Origin of the sequence: Streptomyces sp. NBC_00045 (genome assembly GCF_045041095.1) — a bacterium.
In the GTDB taxonomy this organism is placed as follows: Bacteria; Actinomycetota; Actinomycetes; order Streptomycetales; family Streptomycetaceae; genus Streptomyces.
Genome location: NZ_CP108271.1, coordinates 5,171,771 through 5,187,600, shown reverse-complemented (window position 1 = coordinate 5,187,600; position 15,830 = coordinate 5,171,771). Strand labels below are relative to the sequence as shown.

At 72.3% G+C, this 15,830-nt stretch carries 18 protein-coding genes; 8 read left to right on the top strand and 10 right to left on the bottom strand.

The features are described 5' to 3' along the window. Positions 1–165: 165 nt before the first annotated feature. The 3 genes from OHA65_RS24480 to OHA65_RS24470 are packed head-to-tail and all read left to right on the top strand — an operon-like array spanning position 166 to position 3,334. Complete coding sequence (locus OHA65_RS24480; protein ID WP_327285269.1) at positions 166–1,437, top strand: magnesium transporter MgtE N-terminal domain-containing protein; 1,272 nt, start codon at positions 166–168, stop codon at positions 1,435–1,437. A gap of 55 nt (positions 1,438–1,492) precedes the next feature. Continuing rightward, positions 1,493–2,131 (top strand): DUF1003 domain-containing protein, encoded by a 639-nt coding sequence (locus tag OHA65_RS24475; protein WP_371646921.1) that lies wholly within the window; start codon positions 1,493–1,495, stop codon positions 2,129–2,131. A 42-nt stretch (positions 2,132–2,173) separates the two neighbouring features. Then, positions 2,174–3,334, top strand: coding sequence for an Mrp/NBP35 family ATP-binding protein (locus OHA65_RS24470; RefSeq protein ID WP_327285267.1), 1,161 nt, complete (start codon positions 2,174–2,176; stop codon positions 3,332–3,334). A 101-nt stretch (positions 3,335–3,435) separates the two neighbouring features. Here OHA65_RS24470 and OHA65_RS24465 read toward each other — a convergent pair whose 3' ends face one another. The 5 genes from OHA65_RS24465 to sigE all read right to left on the bottom strand — a co-directional run bounded on the left by OHA65_RS24465 (position 3,436) and on the right by sigE (position 7,920). Beyond that, positions 3,436–4,176: a hypothetical protein gene (locus OHA65_RS24465; protein ID WP_327285266.1), complete on the bottom strand. Its 741-nt coding sequence runs from the start codon at positions 4,174–4,176 to the stop codon at positions 3,436–3,438. Positions 4,177–4,311: 135 nt separating this feature from the next. Then, positions 4,312–4,755 carry a sec-independent translocase gene (locus tag OHA65_RS24460; RefSeq protein ID WP_329314461.1) on the bottom strand — a complete coding sequence of 148 codons (444 nt, stop codon included), beginning with the start codon at positions 4,753–4,755 and terminating at the stop codon, positions 4,312–4,314. 106 nt (positions 4,756–4,861) lie between these two features. Continuing rightward, positions 4,862–6,397, bottom strand: coding sequence for a trypsin-like peptidase domain-containing protein (locus OHA65_RS24455; protein WP_329314460.1), 1,536 nt, complete (start codon positions 6,395–6,397; stop codon positions 4,862–4,864). A 129-nt stretch (positions 6,398–6,526) separates the two neighbouring features. Continuing rightward, positions 6,527–7,144, bottom strand: coding sequence for a zf-HC2 domain-containing protein (locus OHA65_RS24450; RefSeq protein WP_371644703.1), 618 nt, complete (start codon positions 7,142–7,144; stop codon positions 6,527–6,529). Beyond that, positions 7,141–7,920, bottom strand: coding sequence for an RNA polymerase sigma factor SigE (gene sigE / locus OHA65_RS24445; protein WP_266625777.1), 780 nt, complete (start codon positions 7,918–7,920; stop codon positions 7,141–7,143). Before sigE ends, OHA65_RS24450 begins: the two co-directional genes overlap by 4 nt. 217 nt (positions 7,921–8,137) lie before the next feature. Between sigE and OHA65_RS24440 the strand changes: the two genes are divergently transcribed. Next, on the top strand, positions 8,138–8,800 hold the full coding sequence (locus tag OHA65_RS24440) for a class I SAM-dependent methyltransferase (RefSeq protein ID WP_327285263.1): 663 nt from the start codon (positions 8,138–8,140) through the stop codon (positions 8,798–8,800). Positions 8,801–8,949: 149 nt separating this feature from the next. Here the strand turns inward: OHA65_RS24440 and OHA65_RS24435 are convergent, their stop codons facing one another. Continuing rightward, positions 8,950–9,117, bottom strand: coding sequence for a DUF3117 domain-containing protein (locus OHA65_RS24435; RefSeq protein WP_003966491.1), 168 nt, complete (start codon positions 9,115–9,117; stop codon positions 8,950–8,952). Positions 9,118–9,450: 333 nt separating this feature from the next. On the opposite strand from OHA65_RS24435, the gene OHA65_RS24430 reads away from it, so the two are divergent. Then, the gene (locus OHA65_RS24430) at positions 9,451–10,254 is read left to right on the top strand and encodes an enoyl-CoA hydratase-related protein (protein ID WP_327285262.1); all 804 of its coding nucleotides are present in this window, start codon (positions 9,451–9,453) and stop codon (positions 10,252–10,254) included. Between the two features lie 20 nt (positions 10,255–10,274). Here OHA65_RS24430 and OHA65_RS24425 read toward each other — a convergent pair whose 3' ends face one another. After that, positions 10,275–10,850 carry a DNA-3-methyladenine glycosylase I gene (locus OHA65_RS24425; protein ID WP_405762429.1) on the bottom strand — a complete coding sequence of 192 codons (576 nt, stop codon included), beginning with the start codon at positions 10,848–10,850 and terminating at the stop codon, positions 10,275–10,277. Continuing rightward, positions 10,847–11,200 (bottom strand): DivIVA domain-containing protein, encoded by a 354-nt coding sequence (locus OHA65_RS24420; protein WP_405763428.1) that lies wholly within the window; start codon positions 11,198–11,200, stop codon positions 10,847–10,849. Before OHA65_RS24420 ends, OHA65_RS24425 begins: the two co-directional genes overlap by 4 nt. Before the next feature lie 82 nt (positions 11,201–11,282). On the opposite strand from OHA65_RS24420, the gene folP reads away from it, so the two are divergent. Next, on the top strand, positions 11,283–12,143 hold the full coding sequence (gene folP / locus OHA65_RS24415; RefSeq protein ID WP_327285259.1) for a dihydropteroate synthase: 861 nt from the start codon (positions 11,283–11,285) through the stop codon (positions 12,141–12,143). A gap of 75 nt (positions 12,144–12,218) precedes the next feature. Here folP and OHA65_RS24410 read toward each other — a convergent pair whose 3' ends face one another. Together OHA65_RS24410 and dapE are read right to left on the bottom strand one after the other, a co-directional pair. Continuing rightward, positions 12,219–12,977, bottom strand: a complete 759-nt coding sequence (locus tag OHA65_RS24410) for a TIGR00730 family Rossman fold protein (protein ID WP_327285258.1) — start codon at positions 12,975–12,977, stop codon at positions 12,219–12,221. A 64-nt stretch (positions 12,978–13,041) separates the two neighbouring features. Then, positions 13,042–14,121 (bottom strand): succinyl-diaminopimelate desuccinylase, encoded by a 1,080-nt coding sequence (gene dapE / locus OHA65_RS24405; RefSeq protein WP_327285257.1) that lies wholly within the window; start codon positions 14,119–14,121, stop codon positions 13,042–13,044. A gap of 86 nt (positions 14,122–14,207) precedes the next feature. Between dapE and OHA65_RS24400 the strand changes: the two genes are divergently transcribed. Together OHA65_RS24400 and OHA65_RS24395 are read left to right on the top strand one after the other, a co-directional pair. After that, positions 14,208–15,167, top strand: a complete 960-nt coding sequence (locus OHA65_RS24400) for a hypothetical protein (RefSeq protein ID WP_327285256.1) — start codon at positions 14,208–14,210, stop codon at positions 15,165–15,167. A gap of 249 nt (positions 15,168–15,416) precedes the next feature. Further along, positions 15,417–15,827: an ATP-binding protein gene (locus OHA65_RS24395; RefSeq protein WP_327285255.1), complete on the top strand. Its 411-nt coding sequence runs from the start codon at positions 15,417–15,419 to the stop codon at positions 15,825–15,827. Positions 15,828–15,830 lie beyond the last annotated feature (3 nt).

The following is a 15,830-nucleotide window of genomic DNA, read 5'->3' as shown; positions in this document are numbered from 1 at the left end:
GGTCGGCCCTCCCGGCCGGCCGCCCGGTAGCGCGCCCGGTAAGCCGCCCGGTCGCCCGTCGCCGCGCAACCCACGGGCGGACCGCCCCACCAGGACGCTCTCCAGCGGCACGGGCTAGCCTGAGGGGCGGTAGGACTGAGGATCGACGCACTAGGAGGCGCTCGCATGGCTGGTGGCGCCCCACGGATCTTCGTCTCGCATCTGTCGGGTGTGCCCGTCTTCGACCCCGCCGGCGACCAGGTCGGCCGCGTCCGCGACCTCGTCGCGATGCTGCGCGTCGGCGGCCGTCCGCCGCGGCTCCTGGGCCTGGTGGTCGAGGTGGTCAGCCGGCGCCGGATCTTCCTCCCGATGACCCGGGTGACGGGCGTGGAGTCCGGGCAGGTCATCACCACCGGTGTCGTCAACATGCGGCGCTTCGAGCAGCGGCCCACCGAGCGGCTGATCCTCGGCGAACTGCTGGACCGGCGGGTGAAGCTCGTCGCGGGCGGCGAGGAGGTCACCGTCCTGGACGTGGCCATCCAGCAACTGCCGGCCCGCCGCGACTGGGAGATCGACAAGATCTTCGTACGCAAGGGCAAGAGCGGCGCGCTGCGCCGGCGCGGCGAGACCCTGACCGTCGAGTGGTCGGCCGTGACCGGCTTTTCGCTGGAGGAGCACGGGCAGGGCGCCGAGAACCTGGTCGCCACCTTCGAGCAGATGCGCCCGGCCGACGTCGCGAACGTCCTGCACCACCTGACGCCGAAGCGGCGCGCCGAGGTGGCCAACGCCCTCGACGACGACCGGCTCGCGGACGTCATGGAGGAGCTGCCCGAGGACGAGCAGGTCGAGATCCTCGGCAAGCTGAAGGAGGAGCGGGCCGCCGACGTCCTGGAGGCGATGGACCCGGACGACGCGGCCGACCTGCTCTCGGAACTGCCGGAGGTCGACAAGGAGCGGCTGCTGACACTGATGCAGCCGGACGACGCGGCCGACGTGCGCCGCCTGCTGTCGTACGAGGAGAACACCGCGGGCGGTCTGATGACCACCGAACCGATCGTGCTGCGCCCGGACGCGACCGTCGCCGACGCACTGGCCCGCGTACGGCAGGCGGACCTGTCGCCGGCGCTGGCCGCGCAGGTGTACGTGTGCCGGCCGCCGGACGAGACGCCGACGGGCAAGTACCTGGGCACGGTGCACTTCCAGCGGCTGCTGCGGGACCCGCCGTTCACGCTGGTGAGCTCGATCGTGGACACGGACCTGCCGCCGCTGCGCCCGGACGCCACGCTGCCGGCGGTCACCAGCTACCTGGCCGCGTACAACATGGTCGCCGTACCGGTGGTCGACGAGAGCGGTTCGCTGCTGGGCGCGGTGACCGTGGACGACGTACTGGACCACCTGCTGCCGGACGACTGGCGGGAGACGGACTTCCATTCCGAGGAGATCGTGCATGGCCACTGAGCGGGGGCGCGGCGACCGCGACCGCGACGGGGCGCGCGAGCGGCGCCGGGAGCAGATCCGGGAGCGGCGCGAACAGGCACGGCTGCAGTCGCGCGAGCACGGGCTCACCGAGGCCGGTGACCGGGCGGAGCGCGCCGCGGAGCGCGCCGAGCGCACCAAGGCCGGGCATTCGACGGGGTCGAGCGCGCTGACGCGCTCGCGGGTCCGCCTCGACCAGCCGCGGGCGCCGCGCCGCTCGCTGCTGCCCGAGTACGACCCGGAGGCGTTCGGGCGGCTGTCGGAGCGGGTGGCGCGCTTCCTCGGCACGGGCCGGTTCATCGTCTGGATGACCCTGGTCATCATCGTGTGGGTGCTGTGGAACATCTTCGCGCCGGACCACCTGCGGTTCGACCAGTACCCGTTCATCTTCCTGACGCTGATGCTGTCGCTCCAGGCTTCGTACGCCGCTCCGCTGATCCTGCTCGCGCAGAACCGGCAGGACGACCGCGACCGGGTCAACCTGGAGCAGGACCGGAAGCAGAACGAGCGGTCCATCGCCGACACCGAGTACTTGACCCGGGAGATCGCGGCCCTGCGGATGGGGCTGGGCGAGGTGGCGACGCGCGACTGGATCAGGTCGGAGTTCCAGGACCTGATCAAGGAGATGGACGAGCGGCGTCTATTCCCGGCGGAGAGTGACGAAGGCGACCGCTAGCGGCCTTACCTGAGGCAGGCTACCGAGTCGTACCATCGGGGCATGGCTACCGACACAAGCTCCGCCGCCGTGCCCGAGCAGGATGCGATCCTCGACGCACTGGCGACGGTGAACGACCCCGAGATCCACCGGCCGATCACCGAGCTCGGCATGGTCAAATCGGTGGAGATCGGCGACGGCGGCGAAGTGGCCGTCACGGTCTACCTCACGGTGTCGGGCTGCCCCATGCGCGAGACGATCACCAAAACCGTCACCGAGGCCGTCGAACGGGTCGCGGGCGTCACCTCGGTCGCGGTCACGCTGGACGTGATGAGCGACGAACAGCGCAAGGACCTGGCGGCCACGCTGCGCGGCGGCACCGCCGAGCGCGAGGTCCCGTTCGCCAAGCCGGGCTCGCTGACCCGCGTGTACGCGGTCGCGTCCGGCAAGGGCGGCGTCGGCAAGTCGTCGGTGACCGTGAACCTGGCCGCGGCGATGGCCGCGGACGGCCTGAAGGTCGGGGTCGTCGACGCCGACATCTACGGCCACAGCGTGCCCCGCATGCTGGGTGTGGACGGCCGCCCGACCCAGGTCGAGAACATGATCATGCCGCCGTCGGCATACGGCGTGAAGGTCATCTCCATCGGCATGTTCACCCCGGGCAACGCGCCCGTGGTGTGGCGCGGCCCGATGCTCCACCGGGCCCTGCAGCAGTTCCTCGCGGACGTGTTCTGGGGCGACCTGGACGTGCTGCTGCTGGACCTGCCGCCGGGTACGGGCGACATCGCGATCTCCGTCGCCCAGCTCGTGCCGAACGCGGAGATCCTGGTCGTCACCACCCCGCAGCAGGCCGCGGCCGAGGTCGCGGAGCGGGCCGGCTCGATCGCCGTGCAGACGCACCAGAAGATCGTCGGCGTGGTCGAGAACATGTCGGGGCTGCCCTGCCCGCACTGCGACGAGATGGTCGACGTGTTCGGCTCGGGCGGTGGCCAGAAGGTCGCCGACGGCCTCACCAAGACGGTCGGCGCGACCGTCCCGGTGCTGGGCTCCATCCCGATCGACGTCCGGCTGCGCGAGGGCGGCGACGAGGGCAAGCCGGTCGTCCTGTCGGACCCGGACTCCCCGGCCGGTGCGGCGCTGCGCTCCATCGCGGGCAAGCTGGGCGGCCGCGCCCGCGGTCTGGCCGGCATGTCGCTGGGCATCACCCCGCGCAACAAGTTCTAGGACACGCTCTGAGGGCCGTTCCGCGGCCTGCAAACGCGAAGGGGCACCGCCGGCCGGCGGTGCCCCTTCGCGTACTGCCGCTCGTACGGCTGCCGGTGCGGCTACTCGTACGAGGCGATGTCACCGATCACCGAGAAGCCGAGCCCGTACGCGCTCATGCCCCGCCCGTACGCCCCGACGTGCACGCCGCCCCGCGTCGAACCGGCGAGCACCCAGCCGAACTCGGACTCGCGGTAGTGGAACTGCGTCGGCTCCCCGTCGACCGGGAGCGAGAGCGTCGACCAGTCCTCGCCGTCGAGGTCGTCGGCGAGCTCCCACGCGGCCTCGGTCTGCTGGTCGAGCCAGTCGTCGCGCAGGGTGTGGTCCATCTGGCCGGGCCAGCTGTAGGCCAGCAGCCCGGAACCGGCCAGCCAGGCCGCCGAAGAGACCGAGGTGGCCTCCAGGACGCCGGTGCCGTCGCTGCTGCGGCGCAGCGGGTTGCTCGCGACGGTGACGACCACCGCGAAGCGCTCCTTCTCGCCGGTGGCGAGCTCTCCGCGCGCGGACGGCTCGTCGCCGTGGCCGGTGGAACCGTGCTCGACGGTGCCGTCGGCTCCGGTGCCCACCTGCATGAGCCAGCGGGGGCCGGTGAAGGCCCCGTCCAGCCCGTACCAGGGGAAATCGGCCCGCAGGTACCCGTCGACCGTCCGGCGGGCCGCCGGGACGGGCGCGGCGGCCTCCTGGGGCTGTGCGGGTGCGGGCTGTGCGGGTGCGGCTTCCGCCGATGCGGCGGGCGTCGCCGGTGCGGCAGCGGGCGCCTCGGCGGGCTGCACCCCGACCCGGCTACTGCTCGTCGTCTCCATCTGAGGCCTCTCGTTCCGTGGTCCGGAACGGCCCTCCCCCACATCTTGTCGGGGGGACCCCCACCCTGGGGCGTCCTGGGTCCGGACTCATGGAGGATAGCCACCGGACCCCGAATCGCCCGGAAGGCTCGAAACTCAGGTGGCGTCGGCGTCGTACGGGGTGCGCTGTTCGGCGGCCGGGGCGGCGGGCTTCTTCAGCAGGTCCGGGCCGGTCGCGGAGGTCGCGGCGGCCGCAGTGGAGGCCGGGGCGGCGGCCGTCTCCCGGCTGTTCACGGCGTCGGTGACGTCGTTCAGCTCCTTGCGGAGGTCGAAGGTGCTGCGGATCTCCCGGAGGTCGTCGTTCTCGGTCAGCTGCTTGCGCAGGAACGTCTTCGGGTTCAGGTCCTCGAACTCGAAGTCCTTGAACTCGGGTCCGAGTTCGGACCGGATGTCCTGCTTCGCACTGTCGGAGAACGCGCGGATCTTGCGGATGAACCCGCTGACGTCCTGGATCACCTTGGGGAGCTTGTCCGGGCCGAAGATGAGGATGGCGAGCACCACGATCGTGACGAGTTCGAGTGCGCCTATGTCGTTGAACACGTTGCCGCTCCTCGGCTCTCTTCATTTCGGGCCACGACACACGGTACCCGGCGATGTCGGCGGGCCCATACATCGGTGCGGCATCAGCCGTGGATTCTCCGTACGGTCATGATCCGTTCGCCGAACCGAGGACGAGGTCCAGGGTGCGTTCCCGGCCGTCGCGGAGCACGGTCAGGGTGAGCGGATCACCCGGGCGGTGGGCGCGGATCTTGATGACCAGCTCGTCCCCGCCGTGCACACGGACGCCGTCCACCTTGGTGATCACGTCGCCGCCCTGGATCCCGGCGCGGGCCCCGGGGCCGCCGGGGGCGACGGCGGGCTTGCCGCCCTCCCCCTTGGTTCCGACGCGGGCCCCGTCGCCGGTGTACTCCATGTCGAGGGTGACGCCGATGACCGGGTGGGTGGCGTGGCCGGTGCGGATGAGCTCCTCGGCGACGCGCTTGCCCTGGTTGACCGGGATGGCGAAGCCGAGGCCGATGCTGCCGCTCTGCTTCGCGTGCTCGTCGCCGCCCCCGTCGGCGTCCGCCCCCCGGATGGCGCTGTTGATGCCGATCACGCGGGCCTTGGCGTCGAGGAGCGGGCCGCCGGAGTTGCCGGGGTTGATGGGGGCGTCGGTCTGGAGGGCGTCGACGTAGCTGATGTCGCTGCCGTCGCCCTTGTCGCCGCCGGCGGTGATGGGCCGGCCGGTGGCGCTGATGATGCCGGCGGTGACGGTGTTGGAGAGGTCGAACGGCGCGCCGATGGCCACGACCGGGTCGCCGACCTTCACGTTCTCGGAGTTCCCGAGGGAGAGCGGCCGCAGGCCCCGTACGCCCTCGACCTTGACCACGGCCAGGTCGTAGCCGCTGTCCCGGCCGACCAGCGCTGCGGTGACGCTCTCGCCGGTGCTGAAGGTGACGGTTATGTCCTTGGCGTCGGAGACGACGTGGTTGTTGGTGAGGATGTGGCCCTGCCCGTCGAGGACGAACCCGGTCCCGGTGCCGCTGCCGGTGCTGCCGCGGACGTGGAGGGTGACGACGCCGGGCAGGGCCGTCGCGGCGATCCCGGCCACGCTCTCGGGGGCGCGGCCCTTGCTCTCCACGGCGGCCTGGGGGAGTTCGAGGCGGGTGCTGCTCTGCCGTTCGGCGAGGACGCCGAGCCAGCCGCCGACGCCGCCGGCGAGGAGGGCGGTGCCGAGGCTGAGGGCCACGGCGTGGCGCAGCCGGATTCCGCGGCCGGCCGTCGCCTTGCCCTGGTCGGCGACCTGCAACGGCTGCTCCCCCCAGGGGTCATACCGCGCCCCGGACCCGGTCGCCTGCGGCCCGGCTTCGACCGCCGTGCCGGACTCGACCTCAGGCCCCTGCGACCCGGACCCGGACACCCCAGCGGAAGCCGGCTCGGGCGCCGTGCCGGACTCGACCCCAGGCGCCTGCGGCCCGGACTGGGGCGCCGCAGCGGGAGACGGCTCGGGCGCTCGTCCGGAGTCGGAATCGGCTCCAGCCGCCTGCGGGCCGGCTTCGACCGCCGCGACGCCGGACTCGGACTCGGGCACCCCAGCGGGAGCCGGCTCGGGCGCCGCAGCGGGCGTGGGGGCCGGTGTCGGGGACGGGGTCGCGCCGGGCTCTGCCGGCGGGGCCTTGTCGGGCTGCTGCTGGTCGGCCATGGACGCTCCCCCGAGGTACCTGTGGCACCGCCGGGCGGCGCATCTGCCGCCGATTCAACCAGGTCTCCCCGCCGCCACCGGCTCCGCCCCCGGACCCCGAGCCTGCCGGGGTCCGGGGGTGGCACCGGGTCAGCGGGTCAGCGAGACCGGGCGGGGGGACGGGGTGAGCGACGGGTGGACCGGTGGGAGGGGGGCCGTGGGGCGCGGACCGGCGACGAATCCGGGACTGGGTGCCCGGTCCCGGACCACCGCGTCGGCCACGGACACCGCCGGCCCGGGCCGCGACGCCGGGGCCTCGCCCCGGAGGCTCGGGTCGAGGTTGTCGACCGGCAGCGAGCCGCCCAGGGCGATCGCGGCCAGCGAGACCGCTCCGGCCGCCACGAACGCGAAGCGCCGGCGCGGCCGCCCCACCTCGTGTATGCGGAAGCCCTGCTGCGGTGCGGTCGGTGCCACGTACCCGAAGAGCTCCGCCCCCGGCGGGGCCGGCGGACCCGGCGGTCCGTCCGGACCGTCGCCCGGCAGCCCTTGCAACCGGGCCAGCAGGCCGGCCGACAGGGGCGGCGGCGCGCTCTCGACGAACATGCTCTTCACACGACGCTGCGCATCGGCCTCGGCCTTGCACTTGGCGCAGGTGGCCAGATGCGCCAGGACCCGCTCGCGCGCGTCATGGCTCAGTTCCCCGTCGACCAGGGCGGCGAGCCGGTCGCCCAGGTGCTGTTCGGCAGGAGAGGGACTGACTCCGCTCACTCGGCTCCGCCCTCTCCCCCGGCGCCCGGCGCGCCCACCGCCACTCCCGCCAGCGCCCGCTGCTCGGCACGGGCCTCGGGAGACCGGTGCTTGAGCGCCTTGCGCAGGTGCGAACGGCCCCGGTGGATACGACTGCGCACGGTGCCGAGCTTCACGCCCAGCGTGGCGGCGATCTCCTCGTAAGAGAGGCCTTCGATGTCGCACAGCACCACGGCCGCACGGAACTCGGGCGCGAGGGTGTCCAGCGCCTGCTGTACGTCCGCGTCGAAGTGGGTGTCGTGCAGGACTTGCTGGGGGGACGGCTCACGGCTGGGCAGCCGCTCGGCCGCGTCGTCACCGAGCGCGTCGAAGCGGATCCGCTGCTTGCGCCGGACCATGTCGAGGAACAGGTTGGTGGTGATCCGGTGCAGCCAGCCCTCGAACGTGCCCGGTGTGTAGGTGGACAGCGAGCGGAAGACGCGGACGAAGACCTCCTGCGTGAGGTCCTCGGCGTCGTGCTGGTTACCCGTCAGACGGTAGGCAAGGCGGTAGACCCGCGCACTGTGCGTGCTGACGATCTCCTCCCAGGAGGGAGGGGTCCACGCCTGGGTGCCCGCATCGGCGGCAAAGGTCGCGGTGGTTGCGGTGGCAGCGGTGTGGAAGCGGTCAGCAATGTTGGTCACGGATTTCGGCTCACCCGCCGACCAGAAGAGACGTCTGAGTACGCCTCCACGATCCACAGGCGCAGCCGCACCTCCCCTATCGGCTCTGGTGGTGTCCAGTGGAGTCCCTACCATAGCCACCCCTCCCGTCAGCTCCGGATAAGCGTTTTTGCATTAACTTTGCACGTGCCTGCGACTCGCCAGGCCGTCGATCTGCCCGGTGCCGTCCCCATCTATCCCGGCTGCGCGCCGCCCTTTCGCCCCCTTTTGCCGCGCTGGGTCTTTCCGCCGCCGTTTTCTTCAACGCCCGGTCCCATCTGCGGGTTCCCGACGTCAACGGATACAGTCACCGTTGCGCCAACTATGGGGACAGGAGAGGGTCATTACCGGCAACCGGCAGACGAGCTGGGCGTTCGCCGACGCGTTTGTCGCCGAGGACGACGCTCTGCGGTGGGCCCGCGACCGGGCCAGGGAAGCGGGCCTGCGCTCCGTCTCCCCGGGCACCGGCGCCGCGCTGCGCCTGCTCGCCGCCACCGCGGACGCCAAGGCGGTCGCCGAGATCGGCACCGGCACCGGCGTCTCCGGCATCCACCTCCTCCACGGCATGCGCCCCGACGGGGTGCTGACCACCGTGGATCCCGAGGCCGACCGGCAGGCCTTCGCCCGCCAGGCATTCCGCGCCGCAGGCTTCGCGGGCAACCGCGCCCGGTTCATCCCCGGCCGGGCACTCGACGTACTCCCCCGGCTCGCCGACGGCGGGTACGACCTCGTCTTCTGCGACGGCGACCCGTCCGAGTCCCTCGACTACCTCGCCGAATCGTTGCGCCTGCTGCGGCCCGGCGGGCTGGTGTGCTTCGAGGGGGTCTTCTCGGACGGCCGCACCGTCGACTCGGGGGCCCAGCAGACCGAGGTGCTGCGCGTACGGGAGCTGCTGCGCAGCGTCCGCGAGAGCCCGGCGCTGGAAGCGGCGCTGCTCCCGGTGGGTGACGGCCTGCTGTGCGCGGTCCGGCGCTGACCGGTTCCGGCACGATCACCGGCACGGCACGGCACGGCACCGGAACACCCACCGGCCGGCCCCGGACACAACGCTGCCCCGGCCGCGGGGAGCGGACGGGGCAGCGCAGAGAATACTGAGAATGCAGATGGTGCGGTGCTGCCGACTCGTTAGCCGACGACCTTCTTCAGGGCGTCACCCAGGGCGTCCGCCTCGTCCGGAGTCAGCTCGACGACGAGCCGACCGCCGCCCTCGAGCGGTACGCGCATGACGATGCCCCGCCCCTCCTTGGTGACCTCGAGCGGGCCGTCGCCCGTCCGCGGCTTCATGGCCGCCATGCTCGTTCCCCTTCCTGAAACCAGCTCATCGTCAGCCGACGGCCCCATTCAGGCGCCTGGAACCCGGCATCGAACACATTGCTTCCTGGCCATTATCCCGCATGTCAGGACCCGATGACCAACATCGGCAGGGAACGCTTGGGCAACGCGCTCGGCCAAAACCACTCATTTCGGGGACGTGCCTGCGATACTTCGCCGCCGCACCCGCCGTCCGCCCTCCGCTTTCTTTGACGCACATCACATGCCCCGGGACGGTCCGGTCCGCCATGCTGGCCCTTGCACCGGCCGGTACCGGCCGGTAGCCAAGCCCGCGACGAAGGGGGACCCCCTGCCATGGCCGACAGCGTGCTCTACGAAGTGACCGACGGACTCGCCAAAATCACGATCAACCGGCCCGACGCCATGAACGCGATGAACACCGAGGCCAAGGTCGCGCTGCGCGACGCGGTCCAGGCGGCGGCCGCGGATCCGGCCGTCCGGGCGGTGCTGCTGACCGCGGCCGGCGATCGGGCGTTCTGCGTCGGCCAGGACCTCAAGGAGCACATCGGGAACCTGGCGGCGGACCGCGCGAACGGGTCCACGCTGACCATGAACACGGTCGCGGACCACTACAACCCGATCGTGCGCGCCCTGACCGAGATGCCCAAGCCGGTGGTGGCGGGCGTCAACGGCGTCGCGGCCGGAGCGGGCTTCGGCTTCGCCCTGGCGGCGGACTTCCGGGTCGTCGCCGACACGGCCTCCTTCAACACCTCCTTCGCAGGGGTGGCCCTCACCGCGGACTCGGGCGTCTCCTGGACCCTGCCCCGCCTGATCGGTGCCTCGCGGGCCTCCGACCTGCTGCTCTTCCCCCGCTCGCTGAAGGCGCAGGAGGCGTACGAGCTCGGGATCGTGAACCGCCTGGTCCCCTCGGACTCCCTGCACGCGGAGGCCGAGGCGGTGGCCCGCACCCTGGCGGCCGGCCCGACGGTGGCCTACGCGGCGCTGAAGGAGTCCCTGGCGTACGGGGCGTCCCACTCGCTGACGGAAGCCCTGGCCCACGAGGACACCCTGCAGGCCCGTGCCGGCGCCTCCGAGGACCACTCGATCGCCGTCGAGGCCTTCCTCGCCAAGCAGCCGCCGAAGTACCTCGGCCGCTAGGCGCCGCCCGCCCCCGCCGCTCAGGCGGGGGTACGGGCGACGCAGGGGGCCAGGTGGTCGTTGACCAGCCCGCAGGCCTGCATCAGCGCGTAGGCGGTGGTGGGGCCGACGAAGCGGATCCCGGCCTTCTTCAGCGCCTTGGACAGGGCCGTGGACTCGGGCGTCACCGCCGGGACCTCGGAGATCGTCGCGGGGGCCGGACGGCCCGGCTCCGGGGCGTGCGACCAGATCAGCCCGTCCAGTTCGCCCGGCTCCCATTCCGCGAGGACCTTCGCGTTGGCGAGCGTGGCTTCGATCTTGGCCCGGTTGCGGATGATCCCCTCGTCGGCGAGCAGCCGCTGTGCGTCGGCCGGCCCGAAGGCGGCGACCTCAGAGATCACGAAGTTCGAGAAGGCGGTACGGAACCCCTCACGGCGGCGCAGGATCGTCAGCCAGGACAGCCCCGACTGGAAGGCCTCCAGGCACAGCCGCTCGTACAGGGCGTCGTCCCCGTGCACCGGGCGGCCCCACTCCGTGTCGTGGTACGCGATGTAGTCCTCGGTGGCCAGTGCCCAGGGGCAGCGCAGGCCGCCGTCCGGGCCCGCGATCGCCGTCACTGCTGCTCCTCCTTGTGCAGGTCGACGACCGGTCCGCCCGGACCCTGCGCGCGGTTCTGCGCGGCCGCCGCCGTGAGCTCCGCGATCCGTGCGTCCCGCTCGGTGAGCTCCGCCGCGAGCCGCTCCAGTACGTCGTCCACCTCGGCCATGCGGTACCCGCGCGGGGCGACCGGCAGCCGCAGGGCATCGATGTCGGCCCGTACGACCGGGCGGCTCTCGGGCAGCGCGTCGGCCACCCGGTCCGGCTCCGCCTCCGGCAGCACCGCCTCGGAACCGCCGCCCACCACGGCCAGGGTGACCGCCGCGACGACCACGACCAGCGCGATCAGCAAGAACCAGAACACGAGCAACTCCCTGAGAGACATCGGGCCACCGGCCACCAGGTTAAGGTCGCAGCGAGGCGCGAGGGCCGCCGGAGGAGGAAAGAACGGGATGCTGCGACTGGGCAGGCGCGAGTTCGACACCCACGAGCCGGTGATCATGGCCATCGTGAACCGGACACCGGACTCCTTCTACGACCAGGGCGCGACGTTCCGCGACGAGCCCGCTCTGGACCGCGTCGAGCAGGCGGTGGCCGAGGGAGCCGCGATCATCGACATCGGCGGGGTCAAGGCGGGCCCGGGCGACCACGTGGACGCGGCCGAGGAGGCCCGGCGCACCGTCGGCTTCGTGGCCGAGGTCCGGCGCCGCCACCCGGACGTGGTGATCAGCGTCGACACCTGGCGGCACGAGGTCGGCGAGGCGGTCTGCGAAGCCGGGGCCGACCTGCTGAACGACGCCTGGGGCGGGGTGGACCCGAAGTTGGCGGAGGTCGCGGCGCGCTACGGGGCGGGCCTGGTCTGCACGCACGCGGGCGGGGTCGAACCGCGGACCCGGCCGCACCGGACGACGTACGACGACGTGATGGCGGACATCCTGCGGGTCACGGTGGGGCTGGCCGAACGCGCGGCCGCGCTGGGGGTCCGCCGGGACGCGATCATGATCGACCCTGGCCACGACTTCGGGAAGAACACCCGCCACTCGCTGGAGGCCACCCGTCGCCTGGGCGAGATGACCGACACGGGCTGGCCGGTGCTGGTCTCCCTGTCCAACAAGGACTTCGTCGGCGAGACCCTCGACAAGCCGGTCAAGGAACGCCTGTTGGGCACGCTGGCCACGACGGCCGTCTCGGCCTGGCTGGGCGCCCAGGTCTACCGCGTCCACGAGGTCGCGGAGACCAAGCAGATCCTGGACATGGTGGCGTCGATCCAGGGCCACCGCCCCCCGGCAGCCACCCGCCGCGGCCTGACCTGAACCGGCCGGAGGCCGCCGCGGCCTGACCTGAGCAGCGCCCCCGGCGGTGGCCGCCGGGGGCTCGCCGCGGCTCGGCTACTTGCCGACTTCCTTGGTCACCAGCGCGATCGCCTCGTCCACGTCGTCCGTGACGTGGAAGAGGTAGAGGTCGCGCTCCGAGGCCTTGCCCTGCGCGATCACCGTGTTCTTCAGCCAGTCGACCAGGCCGGACCAGTACTCCGACCCGAACAGCACGATCGGGAACCGGGTGATCTTCTGGGTCTGGACCAGGGTCAGGGCCTCGAACAGCTCGTCCAGCGTGCCGAGTCCGCCCGGCAGGACCACGAAGCCCTGGCTGTACTTCACGAACATCGTCTTGCGGACGAAGAAGTACCGGAAGTTCAGCCCGAGGTCCACGTGCTGGTTGAGCCCCTGCTCGAAGGGCAGCTCGATGCCCAGGCCCACGGAGACGCCGTTGGCCTCCCGGGCACCCTTGTTGGCCGCCTCCATCGCGCCCGGGCCGCCGCCCGTGATCACCGCGAAGCCCGCCTCCACGAGCGCGCTGCCGATCTGCACGCCGGCCTGGTACTCCGGCGAGCCGACGGGCGTACGGGCCGAGCCGAACACGCTGATCGCCGGCGGCAGCTCCGCCAGCGTGCCGAAGCCCTCGATGAACTCCGACTGGATGCGCAGGACCCGCCAGGGATCGGTGTGCACCCACTCGGAGGGCCCGGCCGAATCCAGCAGCCGCTGGTCCGTCGTACTGCCCGCCTGCACCTGGCCCCGCCTGCGCAGCACCGGCCCGAGCTGCTGCTCCTCGGGCCGACGACGAGCGTTGCCTTCGGGGTTGCCCATGATGTGCTCCCTCCTGCTGATCGTTGGATCAGGGTAGGCGCACAAAGGTGACGGGAAGCGGAATTCAGGAGGTCAGCCAGGCGCGGAGTCGTTCTTCGCAGTGGAGGATCGCCTTCGTCTCCACGCGCTCGTCCACCTTGTGGGCCAGCAGCGCGTCGCCCGGGCCGTAGTTCACGGCCGGGACGCCGAGGGCGCTGAAGCGGGACACGTCCGTCCAGCCGAACTTCGGCATCGCGCGGCCGCCGACCGCCTCCATGAACGCGGCCGCGGCCGGGTGGGAGAGGCCGGGTAGGGCACCGCCGGAGAAGTCGTCGATCACGAACTCGTCGACGCCGCAGTCCGCGAAGACCTCCCTGACGTGGGCGATCGCGTCGTCCATGCTGCGGTCCGGGGCGAAGCGGAAGTTGACCGTCACGGTGCAGGCGTCGGGGATGACGTTGTTGGCGACGCCGCCCTCGATGCGGACCGCGTTGAGGCCCTCGTGGTACTCCAGGCCGTCGATCACGGGCTTGCGGGGCTCGTACGCCGCGAGTTTGGCGAGAATCGGGCTCGCCGCGTGGATGGCGTTGGACCCCATCCAGCTGCGCGCGGAGTGGGCGCGCTCGCCGCAGGTGCGGAGCAGGACGCGCAGGGTGCCCTGGCAGCCGCCCTCGACCTCGGCGTTCGACGGCTCCAGCAGGACAGCGAAGTCGCCGGTCAGCCAGTCGGGGTGGGCCTCGGCGACCTTGCCCAGGCCGTTGAGGTCGGCGGCGACCTCCTCCTGGTCGTAGAAGACGAAGGTGAGGTCACGGTTGGGCTCGGGCACGGTCGCGGCGATGCGCAGCTGTACGGCGACGCCGGACTTCATGTCGGTCGTTCCGCAGCCCCACAGGACGTCGTTCTCGTCGAGGCGGGACGGAACGTTGTCGGCGATCGGCACCGTGTCCAGGTGGCCGGCCAGGACGACGCGCTCGGCCCTGCCGAGGTCCGTGCGGGCGACGACGTTGTTGCCGTACCGGTCGACCGTGAGGTGCGGGAGGGCGCGCAGCGCGTGCTCCACCAGGTCGGCGAGGACCTTTTCGTCGCCGCTCACGGACGGGATGTCGACGAGCCGGGCGGTCAGCTCGGCGGCGTCCAGGGTGAGGTCCAGCTCGGATTCGGACATGGCTCTGACCCTAACGCCCCGGGCTGCGACGAACCTCCCACGTCCGGCCGGTGGACGCGTCGCGTGGCTCAAGTACGGTGGGCGGCGTGTCCCAGAGCGATCACCCCCGCCCTCGCCGCCGACCGCTGCTGAAAGTTGCCGGTGCGTTCGTGCTGCTCGCGCTGATCGGCTACTTCGCCGTGCAGTACGACTCGACGAACGGCAGTGGTGGTGCACCGCACTGCACGGCCAGCGCGCGGACGGGCGAGGACGGGTTCGACATGACCCCCGAGCAGGCGGCCAACGCGGCGACGATAGCCGCGGTCGGCGTGGCCAAGGGCCTGCCGGACCGGGCCGTGACCATCGCGCTGGCGACCGCCATGCAGGAGTCGATGCTGCGCAACCTCGACCACGGCGACCGGGATTCGCTCGGCCTGTTCCAGCAGCGGCCCTCGCAGGGGTGGGGCACTCCGCAGCAGATCATGGACCCGGTGTACTCGGCCGGGATCTTCTACGACCGGCTCGTCGCGATCAAGGGGTACTCGCGGCTCCCGTTGACGGAGGCGGCGCAGCAGGTGCAGCTCAGCGGCTTCCCGCAGGCGTACGCGAAGCACGAGCCGGACGCGACCGTCCTGACCGCGACCTTCGCCGGTGACGGCGAGCTGATGTGCGGCGGGCCCGCCCCCACGGCGCCGGGCGACCCGGAGAAGGTGCGGACGGAGCTCACCCGGATCTTCGCGAAGGACAAGCTGCACTCCGCTGTGGCGGGGCCCAACCGGGCGGCGGAGGCGGGCCGGGCGGTCAAGGAGACCGAGGTGACCTTCGTGGAGAAGCGGGACGGCGGCGCGTCCGCGGCGCGCGGCAGCAAGGCGATGGCGGGCTGGGCGGTGGCCAATGCGCGCGGGATGGGCATCGTGCGGGTGTCGTACGCCCAGGAGGGCTGGATAGCCGGCGAGGCCAAGGGCAAGTGGCAGCAGAAGGGCGGCGGCGGGGGGAAGTCCGGCGCCGGCGCCGGGGATCCCTACGAAGCGAAGCAGGACGAGGTACGGATCTTCGTCGCGCGCTGACCCGGCCGGGCGGGCCTGCCCGCGGAACCGGTCGCCCGTGCGGGACGTCCCCCGTACGGAGGTGACCCGGCGGCCGCCCAGATCGGCCCCTGGAGGGACGGAAGCCCTGGTGGGCGCGCATTCAATGAGCTTGTCGCGGAAGCCGATTAAACGATGCGTTACTGATCCTTTACCCGGGGTCTCCGCAACTCCACCCGCCCCCCGAGCGGTTGTACAGGGCGTACTCAGCCGCTACCGCTTAGGAGCAACATGTCCCTCCCCCTGACCCGCCGGATCGCCCGTACCGCGCTGCTGCTCGCAGCCGGGGCAGCTCCCGTGGTCGGTGCGGCCGGCGCGGCCAGCGCCGCGGGCCTGGAGTCCGTGCCGCAGCTGGGCGCGCTCACCAGCCCGGACGCCGCCGGCACCGCGGGTGACGTGGTCGGCGCCGGTGAGGCCGCTGCCACCACCGCGACGGGCACCGCCACGGACACCGCCGCCAAGGCCGTACCCGGCGCCCCCGCCCAGGTCACCGACACCGCGGGCGCCCTGCTCGGCGGCCTGCCGGCGGCCAAGGGACTGCCCACCGGTGGGCTGCCGACCGGTGGGCTGCCGACCGGCGAGCTGGCCGGCTCGGTTCCCACCCAGGCGCTGCCGCTGGGCGGCCTCCCCCTGGGCGGCTGACCC